The organism is Corallococcus sp. bb12-1 (assembly GCF_026626765.1).
In the GTDB taxonomy this organism is placed as follows: Bacteria; Myxococcota; Myxococcia; order Myxococcales; family Myxococcaceae; genus Corallococcus; species Corallococcus terminator.
On sequence record NZ_JAPNJZ010000010.1, the window covers coordinates 26,176 to 39,045 of the forward strand.

8 protein-coding genes are annotated in these 12,870 nt (G+C 69.7%); 6 read left to right on the forward strand and 2 right to left on the reverse strand.

Features of this window, described 5'->3' with window-relative positions; translation table 11 throughout:
* The first annotated feature begins 93 nt into the window (after positions 1–93).
* Both OV208_RS13995 and OV208_RS14000 read left to right on the forward strand, forming a co-directional pair.
* The gene (locus OV208_RS13995) at positions 94–1,311 is read left to right on the forward strand and encodes an AI-2E family transporter (protein ID WP_267574336.1); all 1,218 of its coding nucleotides are present in this window, start codon (positions 94–96) and stop codon (positions 1,309–1,311) included.
* Between the two features lie 72 nt (positions 1,312–1,383).
* Positions 1,384–4,014: an ATP-binding protein gene (locus OV208_RS14000; RefSeq protein ID WP_267574337.1), complete on the forward strand. Its 2,631-nt coding sequence runs from the start codon at positions 1,384–1,386 to the stop codon at positions 4,012–4,014.
* Positions 4,015–4,043: 29 nt separating this feature from the next.
* Here OV208_RS14000 and OV208_RS14005 read toward each other — a convergent pair whose 3' ends face one another.
* Both OV208_RS14005 and rho read right to left on the reverse strand, forming a co-directional pair.
* On the reverse strand, positions 4,044–4,364 hold the full coding sequence (locus tag OV208_RS14005; protein WP_267574338.1) for a hypothetical protein: 321 nt from the start codon (positions 4,362–4,364) through the stop codon (positions 4,044–4,046).
* A gap of 20 nt (positions 4,365–4,384) precedes the next feature.
* Positions 4,385–5,992, reverse strand: a complete 1,608-nt coding sequence (rho, locus tag OV208_RS14010; RefSeq protein WP_267574339.1) for a transcription termination factor Rho — start codon at positions 5,990–5,992, stop codon at positions 4,385–4,387.
* A 636-nt stretch (positions 5,993–6,628) separates the two neighbouring features.
* Between rho and ligA the strand changes: the two genes are divergently transcribed.
* From ligA to OV208_RS14030, 4 genes are all read left to right on the forward strand, one after another.
* Positions 6,629–8,653: an NAD-dependent DNA ligase LigA gene (gene ligA, locus OV208_RS14015; protein ID WP_267574340.1), complete on the forward strand. Its 2,025-nt coding sequence runs from the start codon at positions 6,629–6,631 to the stop codon at positions 8,651–8,653.
* Between the two features lie 10 nt (positions 8,654–8,663).
* On the forward strand, positions 8,664–8,951 hold the full coding sequence (locus OV208_RS14020; protein WP_267574341.1) for an acylphosphatase: 288 nt from the start codon (positions 8,664–8,666) through the stop codon (positions 8,949–8,951).
* Positions 8,948–9,394, forward strand: coding sequence for a DUF3052 domain-containing protein (locus OV208_RS14025; RefSeq protein ID WP_267574342.1), 447 nt, complete (start codon positions 8,948–8,950; stop codon positions 9,392–9,394). The genes OV208_RS14020 and OV208_RS14025 overlap by 4 nt, the downstream gene beginning before the upstream one ends.
* A gap of 593 nt (positions 9,395–9,987) precedes the next feature.
* Complete coding sequence (locus OV208_RS14030; protein ID WP_267574343.1) at positions 9,988–12,693, forward strand: Rne/Rng family ribonuclease; 2,706 nt, start codon at positions 9,988–9,990, stop codon at positions 12,691–12,693.
* The last annotated feature ends 177 nt before the right edge of the window (positions 12,694–12,870 follow it).

Genomic DNA, 12,870 nt, shown 5'->3' on the forward strand with positions numbered 1-12,870 from the left:
CCGGGCGTTCCGCGGGCGTAGGAACCCGCGGTCTCCAGGTGTTTCCTCCGAGAGCTTGTCAGGAGGGAGGTGACTGCCCTAAGCCCACTTCCCATGTCGCAGCCCGTGGACGCCGCCCCCGAAGATCGCCGCAAGCGCCTGATGCTCCTCGCGGGGCTGTGGGTGGCCATCGCGTTGATGCTCTTCACGCTGCGCTCGGTGGTGATGCCCTTCGCGGGCGCGGCGCTCATCGCATACTTGGTGCAGCCGCTGGTGGGGCGCATCACCCGGTGGAACCTGGGCGGCCGCTCCGTGCCGCGCTGGGTGGCCATCCTGATGATCTACTCGGGCTTCTTCCTCGCGGTGTACCTGTTCTTCATCGCGCTGGTGCCGCAGTTGTACCGCGAGGTGGCGCGCATCAGCCGGGAGATGGCGGCCTTCGCCAGCGCGCTCACGCCGGAGCACGTGCAGTCGCTCGCGCAGCGCGCGGAGACGTGGCTCAACGTCTACGGCATCCCCGTGGCCCTGTCGGACCGGGCCATGGAGGGCGCGGCGGCGGGCACGTCCACGGGCTTCAGCCTCGCGTTGGACCTGGAGCAGATGCTCACCGACGCGGTGTCCCGGGGCACGACGCTCGTGCGCGAGAACATGTCGGACATCGTCAACGTGTCGCGCCGCATCGTCACCGAGGTGCTGGCCGGCGTGTTCATGCTGTTCTTCATCCTGATGGTCGCCGCGTTCTTCTCCATCGACGCGCAGGCCATCCGCCGCTACTTCGGCACGCTCGTGCCAGCGGAGTTCCTCCCCGACGCGAAGACGCTGGTGGCGAACATCGACCGCTCGCTGTCGGGCGTGGTGCGCGGGCAGGTCACCATCTGCCTCGTCAACGGGGGCCTCACCCTCGTGGGCCTGCTGCTATTCGGCGTGAAGTTCGCGTTCCTGCTGGCCACCATCGCCACGCTCTTCAGCCTCATCCCCATCTTCGGCACCATCATCAGCTCGGTGCCCATCGTCCTCATCGCGCTGGCGGACGGCGTGCAGAAGGCGTTCGCGCTCCTCCTGTGGATCGTCGGCATCCACGCGCTGGAGGCGTACTTCCTCAACCCGAAGATCATGGGCGAGGCCGCGCGCATCCACCCGGTGGTGGTGGCCTTCTCCCTCATCGCGGGCGAGAAGCTCTTCGGCCTGTGGGGCGCCCTCTTCGCCGTGCCGGTGGCCTCCATCCTGGTGGCCTGCTTCGACTACGCGCGCGTCAAGGCCCAGCCGCCGCCGCTGGTGACGCCCGCGGTCCAGCAGGCCATCGCCTCCCCGGACGCCGCTCCGGCGGCCTGATCCGCCTCACCGTCGCGAGGGCACCGGGGCACCAATCGTCCACCGGAAGAAACCCCCGGCCCGGAGGGACACATGCCCCTGGCCATCCGGGAGGCGGGTGACTACTTCCACGCACTCCTCCGCCTTCGAGGACGTGCGATGCCCCCGAGCCCCCCCGACACCCCGGATTTCCGGAGCCTGTTCGAAGCCTCGCCCAATCCGTACCTGGTGCTGACGCCCGAGCTCCACATCGTCGCGGTGACGGACGCCTACCTGCGCGCCACCCAGACGCAGCGCGAGGCCATCCTCGGCCGCCACATCTTCGACGTCTTCCCGGACAACCCCGAGGATCTGACGGCCAGCGGCGTGAGCAACCTGCGCGCGTCCCTGGAGCGGGTGGTGAAGACGGGCGCCCCGGATGCGATGGCGGTCCAGAAGTACGACATCCCGCGCTCGGGCAAGGTGAGTGACGGGTTCGACGTGCGCTACTGGAGCCCACTGAACTCCCCCGTGTTCGGCGCGGACGGCAAGCTGAGTCACATCATCCACCGCGTGGAGGACGTGACGGACTTCATCCACCTGAAGAACCAGGACGCCGAACACAACCGCCAGCACCTGGCGCTCCAGGCTCGCGCGGGTGAGATGGAGGAGGAGATCTTCCGGCGCGCGCAGCAGATTCAAGAAGCCAACCAGCAGCTGCGCACCGCGAACGAACAACTGGGAGAGCTGGACCGGCTCAAGTCGGAGTTCTTCGCCAACGTCAGCCACGAGTTCCGCACGCCGCTGACGCTGATGCTGGGCCCCACCGAGGACCTGCTCGCCGGGCGTTCAGGAGCCCTGCCGGAGGAGGCGCGCAAGGAGTTGGAGCGCGTGCACCGCAACGCGGGACGCCTGCTCAAGCTGGTGAACGCGCTGCTGGACCTATCGCGCCTGGAGGCCGGCCCCAAGGAAGAGCGCTTCGTGCCCTCGGACCTGGCGGCGCTGACGGCGGACGCGGCGAGCAGCTTCCGCTCCGCCATGGAGCGCACGGGCTTGCAGCTCACGGTGGACTGTCCCCCGCTGTCCGAGCCCGTGTACGTGGCGCCGGACCTGTGGGAGCAGATCGTCCTCAACCTGGTCTCCAACGCGTTCAAGTTCACGCTCCAGGGCGGCGTCACCCTGCGCCTGCGCGAGCATGGCCGGCGGGTGGTGCTGGAGGTGGAGGACACCGGCGCGGGCATCCCCGCGCAGGAGCTGCCCCGCCTCTTCGAGCGCTTCCACCGCGTACCGGGCACCGCGTCACGCACGCACGAGGGCACCGGCATCGGGCTCGCGCTGGTGCAGGAGTTCGCCCGGCTGCATGGCGGCACGGTGTCGGTGCGCAGCACGGAAGGCCAGGGCGCCACCTTCACGGTGGAGCTGCCGCTGGGCCACGCGCACCTGCCCCCGGAGCGGATCCGCACCACGGCCCGTCCCCGCTCCGCGGCGCGCGAGGCCACGTCGGCCTACGTCCAGGAAGCGCTGCTGTGGAACGTCTCCAAGCCGCAGGAGCACACGCAGTCGAACCGCATCCCGACGCCGTCCCAGGGCATCCGCGCCGTGGAGCCGATGCCCCGCGCGCGCATCCTGCTGGCGGACGACAACCGGGACATGCGCGACTACATCCAGCGCGTGCTCTCCACCGACTACGACGTGGATACGGTGACGGACGGCCAGAAGGCACTGGAGTTCGCGCTGGCCCGACCGCCGGATCTGGTGCTGTCGGACGTGATGATGCCGCGCCTGGATGGCGTGGGCCTGCTCAGGGCCCTGCGCGCGGCGCCGCACACGCGAGAGCTGCCCATCCTGCTCCTGTCCGCGAAGGCCGGCGAACAGGCCACCGTGCAGGGCCTGTCCTCCGGCGCGGACGACTACCTGGTGAAGCCCTTCTCCGCGGGGGAGCTGCTCGCGCGCATCGCCTCCAACCTGAGGCTCGCGCGCATGCGCCGGGAGATGGCCGACGAGCGCGCCCGCGCGGAAGGGCTGGCCGAAGCGCTGCGCGCCCGGGATGACTTCCTCTCCGTGGCGGCGCACGAATTGCGCACACCGCTGGCCGCCTTCCAGCTCAACCTGGAGCTGGTGGAGCGCAGCCTGGGACGGGACGCGCCGACCAAGGCCCTGGAGCGGCTGAAGCAGGCGCGCGCCTTCATCCGGAGGCTGGCGCTGCTGGTGGACGTGCTGATGGACGTGTCGCAGATCACCAGCGGCCGGCTGAAGCTCACCCGTTCGGACGTGGACCTGGCGGACCTGCTGGTGGAGGTGACGCGCTTCGCGGAGGAGGAGGCGCGCCGCGAGGGCACGCTGCTCACCGTCTCCGTGAACGGTCCGGTGATGGGCCCCTTCGACCCGTCGCGCATCGCCCAGGTGCTGCACAACCTGGTGGCCAACGCGCTGAAGTTCGGCCGAGGCAAGCCGGTGGAGGTGACGCTGCGACCGGACGGCGAGGTGGTGCGCCTGAGCGTCGTGGACCACGGCATCGGCATCAAGCCGGAGGACCGCGAGCGCATCTTCGAGCGTTTCGAGCGCGCGGTGTCCACGCACCACTACGGCGGCCTGGGCCTGGGCCTCTGGGTGTCACGGCAGGTGGTGGAAGCACACCAGGGCCGCATCGACGTGGAGGACACGCCGGGCGGAGGCACCACATTCCACGTGACGCTGCCGTTGAAGGAGGCACAGGCCCCGTTGACGGGGGCCAGCACCGGGTAGGTCAGCGGACGCGGACCGCGCGGTGCCTGCTACTGGCAGGCGCCGGCGCAGCGCGCGTTGCGGCACACCGGGATGCAGCGACCACAGTCGATGCTGCCTGGGGGACACGTCCCGTCGCACCGCACGCCGGCGCAGTTGGGACCTTCCGTGCGGTGGGTGACGGCGTTGCCTTCGCCACAGCACGCGCTCGCCACGCAATCCGAGTCTTCGTAGCAGACCTGGCTGGAGAGCACCGGGGGCGCATCCTCCAGCGGCAGGTCCTCCACGCCCAGGTCACACCCCGCAAGCAGGCCCAGGGTGACGCCCGCGACGGCGCGGGCGAGGAAACGAAGGACGTGGAGACGACGCATGTGGGGCTCCCAGGCCGGGGTTACCGGTTCATCGAGCCCAGGAACTCCGCGTTCGCCGCCGTCGGACGCATGTGCTTGAGCACGAACTCCATCGCGTCGATGGGGGTGAAGGGGTGGAGCACCTGGCGCAACGCCGTAATGCGCACCAGGTCCGATTGCGACAAGAGGAGTTCCTCCTTGCGGGTGCCGGATTTGTTGATGTCGAGCGTTGGGAAGATGCGCTTCTCCATCAACTTCCGATCCAGGACGATTTCGGAGTTACCCGTGCCCTTGAACTCCTCGAAAATCACCTCGTCCATGCGGCTGCCCGTGTCGATGAGGGCCGTGCCGATGATGGTGAGGCTGCCGCCCTCCTCGATGTTGCGCGCGGCGCCGAAGAAGCGCTTGGGCTTGTGGAGCGCGTTGGCGTCCACGCCGCCGGAGAGGATCTTCCCGGACGCCGGCACCACCGTGTTGTAGGCGCGGGCCAGACGGGTGATGGAGTCCAGCAGGATGCACACGTCGTACTTCTGCTCGACCAGGCGCTTGGCCTTGTCGATGACCATCTCCGCCACCTGCACGTGACGCGTGGCGGGCTCGTCGAAGGTGGAGGAGACCACCTCGCCGCGCACGCTGCGCTCCATGTCGGTGACTTCTTCCGGGCGCTCATCCACCAGCAGCACGATGAGGTAGACGTCCGGGTGGTTGCGGCTGATGGCGTGCGCGATGTTCTGCAGCAGCACCGTCTTGCCCGCCTTCGGAGGCGCGACGATGAGACAGCGCTGGCCCAGACCGATGGGACAGAACATGTCGATGATGCGCGTGGTCATCTCCGACGACTCGTGCTCCAGCTTGAGCTTGCGCGTCGGATACAGCGGCGTGAGGTTGTCGAACAGGATGCGCTCGCGCGCAGCCTCGGACGTGGGGTCCGCGAAGTTGACCGTGTCCACCTTCTGCAGCGCGAAGAAGCGCTCGCCCTCGCGGGGCTGGCGGATGGGGCCCGTCACCGTGTCGCCAGGGCGCAGCGTGAAGCGGCGCACCTGCGACGGGGACACGTAGATGTCGTCCGGGGACGGCTGGTAGTCGCTGTCCGCGCTGCGCAGGAAGCCGAAGCCGTCGCTCAGAAGCTCCAGCACGCCTTCCGCGTGGACTTCAAAGCGCTTGTCGGCGATGCCACCCAGCAGCGCGAAGATGAGGTCCTGCTTCTTCAGGCCCTGGTAGCCGTCGATGCCCACGTCCTGGGCCATCTTCGACAGTTCGACGATCTTCATCCGCTTCAGGTCATTGAGCTTGATGACCTGCATCGGGGCGCCGTCGCGGTCGACTTCCGTGATGGCGGGGGACTCGGCGGACTCCTGCGGGGCGGGCGTCGCGGAGGCCGTGTCCTCGGGCTCCTCGGCGCGGATCTCCTGGAGCTCGTCGTCGCGCACGGGCCGGGAGATGGGCGTGAGCACCGGGCGAGGCGCTTCCGCCACCACCTCCGGAACCTCCTCGGCGGGCGGCTCTTCCCTGCGAGCCGGGGCACGGCGCGCGCGGGGCGCGGGCTTCTCCGCCTCCTTCGCCGCCGCGCGCTTGCGGCGGGGCTTCTCCTCCGCGGCTACGAACGCGGGCTGGACTACCTTCTCTCGGGGGGAACGGGCTTTGGCCATGACGGTCAGCAGACGGAATGGGGGGGAATCGCCCGAAGGCTCGGGCAGGCTGTACGCGGGACGTTGTCCGTCCGCGCGGCGCTCGGAAGCACCTTCCAGGAGGGCAGCACCACCCGGGTCCCTGAAGGGGACCGGAGGGCGCGTGGGCCTGTGGTTGGGAAGAGACGGCGCGGGGGGACCCCTGCGCCATGAACCGCTCTGGAAACTATTGACCCCCTCCTGAGCTGTCAAGGCATCCGTGCCTTGCACCACCCCGTTTTTCAGGGGGTTGCACTGGAGGGAGGGGGTATTGCGAACAGGGAATCCGCTATGTAGCTGAAATTCGGGTCAACTGGGGTGCGGAAGGTCCCCCTCGTCCGGTGGAACACGCATCCCCGGGTCCCCCTTCCCATCCGCCGGTGGAGTTTCCGGGGCACGGGGGGCGCTTTCGGGTCCGGACCGGGCCCGCGCGGGCGACCCAGGTCAGGAGGGTCCGCGGGTCCAACGTAGGAGGTTGGCAACGCGCGACAGGGGGAGTCGTCCTGTCGGCCCCTCGTGGAGCGGTCCTGTCAGGTGGGCTCGCTAGAGTGGTCCTCCTCCGACGAGGGGCGTGCGCATCCTGGCCGCGTCGCCGAATTGGGGTAAGGACAACACCCCGTGGACACCTTCCCGAAAGCCGAAGCCCGCGCCCGAGCGCTCCGTCAGGAGCTGGCCCACCACAACCACCGCTACTACGTGCTGGACGCGCCGGAGATCAGCGACGCGCAGTACGACACGTTGATGCGGGAGCTGCAGGCGCTGGAGGAGAAATACCCCCAGCTCGCCACGCCGGACTCGCCCACCCAGCGCGTAGGTGGCGCGGCGGTGGAGGACTTCGGGCAGGTGGTGCACAGCGCGCAGATGCTGTCCCTGGCGAACATCTTCGACGACGAAGGGCTCACGGAGTTCGACGATCGCGTGCGCAAGCTGACGGGCCTCACGCAGGTGGGCTACGTGTGCGAGCCCAAGCTGGACGGCCTGGCCATCGCGCTGCGCTTCGAGGACGGCCGCTTCATCCAGGGCGCCACCCGGGGCGACGGCACCACGGGCGAGGACGTGACGTCCAACCTGCGCACCATCAAGAGCCTGCCGCTGGAGCTGTTCCCCAACGACGGCGTGAAGGTGCCGAAGCGGCTGGAGGTGCGCGGCGAGGTCTTCATCCGCAAGGAGGACTTCCGCAAGCTCAACGAGAAGCGCGAGGAGCAAGGCGAGCCGCTCTTCGCCAACCCGCGCAACGCCGCCGCGGGAAGCCTGCGCCAGTTGGACCCGAAGGAGACCGCGGCCCGGCCCCTCTCCGTCTACCTGTACGAGTGCCTGCCCGGCGACGGCGTGCCCGCGTTCAAGTCGCACACGGAGAAGCTGGAGTACTTGAAGACGCTGGGCCTGCCCATCAACCGCTACCAGCCCGCCGAGGGCGTGGACGGCATCCGCCAGCGCTACAAGGAATCCCTCGAAGGCCGCCACGCCCTGCCCTTCGAGGTGGACGGCATGGTGGTGAAGGTGGACGACGAGGACCTGCGTCGCCGCCTGGGCCAGGTGTCCAAGAGCCCGCGCTGGGCGGTGGCCTACAAGTTCCCGCCGGAGGAGGAGTCCACGCTGGTGCAGGACATTGGCATCCAGGTGGGCCGCACGGGCGCGCTCACGCCGGTGGCGCACCTGAAGCCGGTGAAGGTAGGCGGCGTGATGGTGTCGCGCGCCACACTGCACAACGAAGACGAGATGCGCCGCAAGGACGTGCGCAAGGGCGACACCGTCTTCGTGCGCCGCGCGGGCGACGTGATTCCGGAGATCGTCACCGTGGTGCTTTCCAAGCGCCCGGAGGACTCCCAGCCCTTCGCCTTCCCCACGAACTGCCCGGTGTGCGGCGCGGTGGCGGCGAAGGACGAGGACGGCGCCGTCATCCGCTGCACGGGCGCGTCCTGCCCCGCGCAGTTGGTGGAGAAGGTGCGCCACTTCGCCAGCCGCATCGCGATGGACATCGAGGGCCTGGGCGACAAGCTGGCCACCCAGCTCGTCACCGCCGGTCAGGTGAAGACGTTCGCGGACCTCTTCGCGCTGACGAAGGAGTCGCTCCTCAAGCTGGAGCGCATGGGGGAGAAGAGCGCGGAGAACCTGCTGGCCTCCATTGAGGGGTCCAAGCACACCACCCAGCGCCGCTTCCTGTACTCCCTGGGCATCCGCCACGTGGGCGACTCCACGGCCCGGGCGCTGGCGGAGGCGTTCCCCCAGGTGAAGACGCTCTTCACCGCGAGCCTGGAGGACATCAGCCGGGTGAAGGACGTGGGCCCGGTGATGGCCCAGGTCATCCACACCTTCTTCCAGGAGCCGCAGAACCAGGCCACCATCCAGTCCCTGCTGGACGCGGGCGTGGCGCCGGCCCCTCCGGAGGTCTCCACCGGCGGGCCCTTCGTGGGCAAGACGGTGGTGCTCACCGGGACGATGGCCGGGATGGCGCGCGAGCAGGCCAAGGAGGAAGTCGAGCGGCGGGGCGGTAAGGTGTCTGGAAGTGTCTCACGCAAGACCGATTTCGTGGTCGCGGGCGAGGACGCCGGTTCCAAGCTGAAGAAGGCGCAGGAACTCGGGGTAAGAATCCTGGATGAGCAGGCGTTCCTCCAGATGCTAGAAGGGAACGCCAGAGCATGAGGCCCAAGGCATGAGCACGCAGCGCCGGGTGACCCTGCGCATCCAGGGCACGGTCCAGGGAGTCTCCTACCGGGAGAGCTCCCGCGCCGAAGCGCTGCGGCTGGGCCTGAGCGGCTGGGTGCGCAACCGGAGCGACGGCTCCGTGGAGGCCACGGTGGAAGGCGAGCCCGCTGCGCTGAAAGACTTCATAAGCTGGTGCCACCAAGGCCCTCGCATGGCGCGCGTCACGCACGTGGAGCACACTGCCGGTGAAGCCACTGGCGAGTTCCGCACCTTCACGGTGGAGCGCACCTCATGACGACGCCCTACGCCTTCGCGTCCCTGGCACCCATGCTGGGCATCCGGGCCGGCACCAAGGTTTCCATCATCAACCCGCCCCGGGGCTTCGTGCAGAAGCTCAACCCGCTGCCGGAGGGGGTGGAGTTCCTCGTCACCGCCACGACGGGGCTGGACGTCATCCTCTTCTTCACCTCCGACGCCACGGAGCTGGTGCAGCGGCTGCCCGCGCTGTCGCGCGCCACCACCCTCAACGGTGGCATCTGGGTCTGCTGGGCCACCACCGAGGGGCCGAAGACGCGCCTGTCCGAGGACTTCGTGCGGCACGCGGCGCTCGACATCGGGCTCGTGGACAACAAGATCTGCGTCATCGACGAGACCTGGACGGCCCTGCGGCTGGTGCGCCGGCCGCGCGGGAAGCTGGACAAGCCCGAGGGCCGCAAGCAGGCCCCCGCCCAGGCCTGAGGCCCCCCTTCAAAGCCCCTGGGCCGGCCCGTTCCGGCCTGGATGCCCTGGGGGCGGGCCCTGCGGCCTTCTGCCCGACAGTGGATGAACGGGCGCTTCTTGCCTTTACACACCTGGAGGGGCGTGGAAAACTCTCCGTGTTTCTGGGTGGTTGTGTGACGCCCCGCGTTGGCGGGACATCAGGCCCAGGCTGGAATTTCGACGGGTTGCGCTTCCGGTCTCCTCCGGATGTCCCTGCTGCTCCGGAGCCCCCAGACACCCCCCCAAGGTGGCCCACGATGGGCACCGACCGGGTGTGGAAGAGGGGGCGGACGGCACGGGCGTGGTGGAGACCTCGAGCGCTTGAAGAGAAGCAGCCCCGCCCGGCACGGTGCCGGTCGCAATGCGGGGCGATATGAACTCGGAGGAGCAGGCGGTGATGTCCTCGGCCCTCACCCAGACGATGCGTTCTCCCTCCGGTGATTCCGGTGGGCGTCCACACGTCGAAGGGCCACCAACCGCCGCTCCCCTCGCAGCGTGCTCGGAGGTGTGGCGTCTTGCCGCCCCCCGTCCGGTGAGGTCCCCCCTACCGCGCGCGCTTCCAGGATTCATCCATGAGCAGTGTGCTCGTCATCAATGCCGCGGGTCGGGAGACCCGGGTGGCGCTCGTCGAGGGCGGCCATATCGCGGAGTTCTACCTCGAGCGTAAGAAGGACAAGGGCGTCGTCGGAAACATCTACAAGGGCCGTGTCGTCCGGGTGCTCCCGGGCATGCAGGCGGCTTTTGTCGACATCGGGTTGGAGAAGGCCGCCTTCCTGTACGTCAGCGACGTCGTCTACGACCCGGACTTCGCCCGCGCCCAGTTCGAACTGACCGAAGGCGAGCACGAGGACGCGCCAGAGGTCCCCACGGAATCCGAGGCCGACACCCTCGAGGCCGCCGCGGCCACGGTGCCGGACAAGGGCGCCCACACGCTTGCCGCCGGCACGGAGGCCCCCACGGCCCCCGTGGAGCCGGCGCTGACGCACGACACCGCGCTGGCGCTGGACGTCCATGCGCAGCCGGCACCCCACGAGGCTCCCCCCGCGGCGCTGGAGACGGCGTCCGCGCCGGCTCCCTCCGCCACCGAACCCGCCGCCGAGGTCCAGGCCCCGGTGACGGAGGCCGAGCTGCCCCAGGCCTTCATCATCGAGGAGACGCACGTCTCGGTGTCCACGGCCTCCGTGGCGGTGCCGCTGACGGACGCCGGCCTCCCCCTGGAGGCGGCCCCGGCGGTGGTGCAGGAGACGCCCGCGGAGACCGTCACCGTCGCCACGCTCGCCGAGGGCAGCGTGACGCAGGTCGGTGAGGAGTCCCCCGAGGCCGCCGAGCCGCCGCCGCACGCCGCGGCCCTGGGCGACCTCATCCCCTCCCCCGCCGCCGAGTCCGCCCGTCCGGGTGAGGTCTCCGGCGAGCGCCGCACGCCGCGCGAGGCCCGGGAGGCCCGCGAGCCGCGCGCCCGGGAAGGCCGCGAGAAGGACAAGGAGAAGGAGAAGGACAAGCGCCGCCAGGAGGGCCCTCCCCGCCGCGAGAAGCGCGATGACGACAAGGAGAAGCCCAAGCAGCGCAAGACGGACAAGATTGAAGACCTGCTGAAGGTCGGCCAGGAGGTGGTGGTCCAGATCTCCAAGGACCCCATCGGCACCAAGGGTGCGCGGCTCACCTCGCACATCTCCATCCCGGGCCGTCACCTGGTGTTCATGCCCACGGTGGACCACGTGGGCATCAGCCGCCGCATCTCCAACGAGAAGGAGCGCCGACGGCTGCGCGACATCGTGGACCGGCTGCGGCCGCCCGGCACGGGCTTCATCGTGCGCACGGTGGCGGAGAACGTTCCCCAGGAGAAGCTGGAGAGCGACATCCGGTTCCTCATCGAGGTGTGGAACCAGGTGGTGCGCCGCAACGAGAAGCGCGGCGGACCGGGCCTCTTGCACCCCGACCTGGACCTCATCCTGCGCGCCACGCGCGACCTGTTCGCCCACGACGTGGAGAAGCTCGTCGTCGACGACGCGGAGGAGTACGAGCGCATCCAGGGCTTCGTCACCGCGCAGGACCCGGCGCTGCGCGACCGCGTGGTGCTGCACGAGACGGACGAGCCCGTCTTCGACGCCTACGGCATCGAGCAGGAGCTGCAGCGCGCCACCCAGCGCAAGGTGTGGCTGAAGAGCGGCGGCTACCTGATCATCGACCAGGCGGAGGCGCTCACCGCCATCGACGTCAACTCGGGCCGCTACGTCGGCAAGAAGAGCCTCGAGGAGACGATCACCAAGATCAACGTCGAGGCGGCCAAGGAGATCGTCTACCAACTGCGGCTGCGCAACATCGGCGGCATCATCATCTGCGACTTCATCGACATGGAGAAGGCGCAGAACCGCGACAAGGTCTTCAAGTCGCTGCAGGAAGCGCTGGGCCGCGACAAGGCCAAGACGAACGTGCTGCGCATCTCCGAGCTGGGCCTGGTGGAGATGACGCGCAAGCGCGTGCGCGAGTCCATTGGCCGCGTGCTGCACGAGGACTGCCCCTACTGCGACGGCAAGGGCTTCGTGAAGACGGCCACCACGGTGGCGTACGAAATCTTCCGGGAGATCCGCCGCGAGGCGCCGGGCTACAAGGACTCCACGCTCGTCATCAACTGCAACGCGGAGGTCGCGCGGCTGCTCCAGGGCGAGGAGCGCAACGAGCTGCGGCACCTGATGGACCGCTACAACAAGTCCATCCAGGTCAAGGCGCAGCAGAACTACCACCGCGAGCAGTACGACATCTACGGCCGGTCGGCCACGGGCCCCGAGCACAAGGTGGCCTCGTCCCCGGGCTCCGGTGACGGCGAGCTGGCGATGCAGCAGCGCCGCCCGGAGAACGCCTACGGCGGTGGCGGAGGCGGCGGCCGGCAGGACCAGGGCCGGCGTGGACGCGACCGGGACCGCGGCGGTGGCGGTGGTGGCGGTGGTGGTGGTGGTGGTGCCGGCGAGCGCGGTGGCGAGCGCGGCGCGGAGCCCCGTGGCGCTGGCGGCGGAGAGCGCGGCGGCGGCGACCGTCGCGAGGGCCGGCGTCCCGAGCGTGGTGGTGGTGGTGGCGGTGGTGGCGCTGGCGCTGGCGGCGAGCGCAACCGGGGTGGCGAGCGCGAGCAGCGTCGCGGCGGAGAAGGCCGGGGCGGCGAGCGGCCCGAGCGCGGCGGTTCCCAGGGAGGCTCCGGCAACAACGGCGGCGGCTCCGGTGGCCCGCCTCCGGCGGCGTCCGGTGGAGGCTCCTCGGAGTCGTCCGGCGGGGGCAGCGACGCCTGAAGTCGTTGAGCGGCGCCGCGACGTAGGCGCGGCCTGCGTGTGACAGCCAAGGCCCGGTGGGGTTCATCCCCGCCGGGCTTTCTCTTTGGCCACGTGGCGCCGGGGCTCCGGCATGTCCGGGTCGGTCCACCTGCCCACCGAGCGGCCAGGCACACCGGTTCCTCGGGCAACGTGGCG

Coding starts and splice junctions, on each gene's coding strand:
- OV208_RS14030 (WP_267574343.1), top strand. CDS start 9,988: ATGAGCAGTGTGCTCGTCATCAATGCCGCGGGTCGGGAGACCCGGGTG.
- OV208_RS14025 (WP_267574342.1), top strand. CDS start 8,948: ATGACGACGCCCTACGCCTTCGCGTCCCTGGCACCCATGCTGGGCATC.
- OV208_RS13995 (WP_267574336.1), top strand. CDS start 94: ATGTCGCAGCCCGTGGACGCCGCCCCCGAAGATCGCCGCAAGCGCCTG.
- rho (WP_267574339.1), bottom strand. CDS start 5,992: ATGGCCAAAGCCCGTTCCCCCCGAGAGAAGGTAGTCCAGCCCGCGTTC.
- OV208_RS14000 (WP_267574337.1), top strand. CDS start 1,384: ATGCCCCTGGCCATCCGGGAGGCGGGTGACTACTTCCACGCACTCCTC.
- OV208_RS14020 (WP_267574341.1), top strand. CDS start 8,664: ATGAGCACGCAGCGCCGGGTGACCCTGCGCATCCAGGGCACGGTCCAG.
- OV208_RS14005 (WP_267574338.1), bottom strand. CDS start 4,364: ATGCGTCGTCTCCACGTCCTTCGTTTCCTCGCCCGCGCCGTCGCGGGC.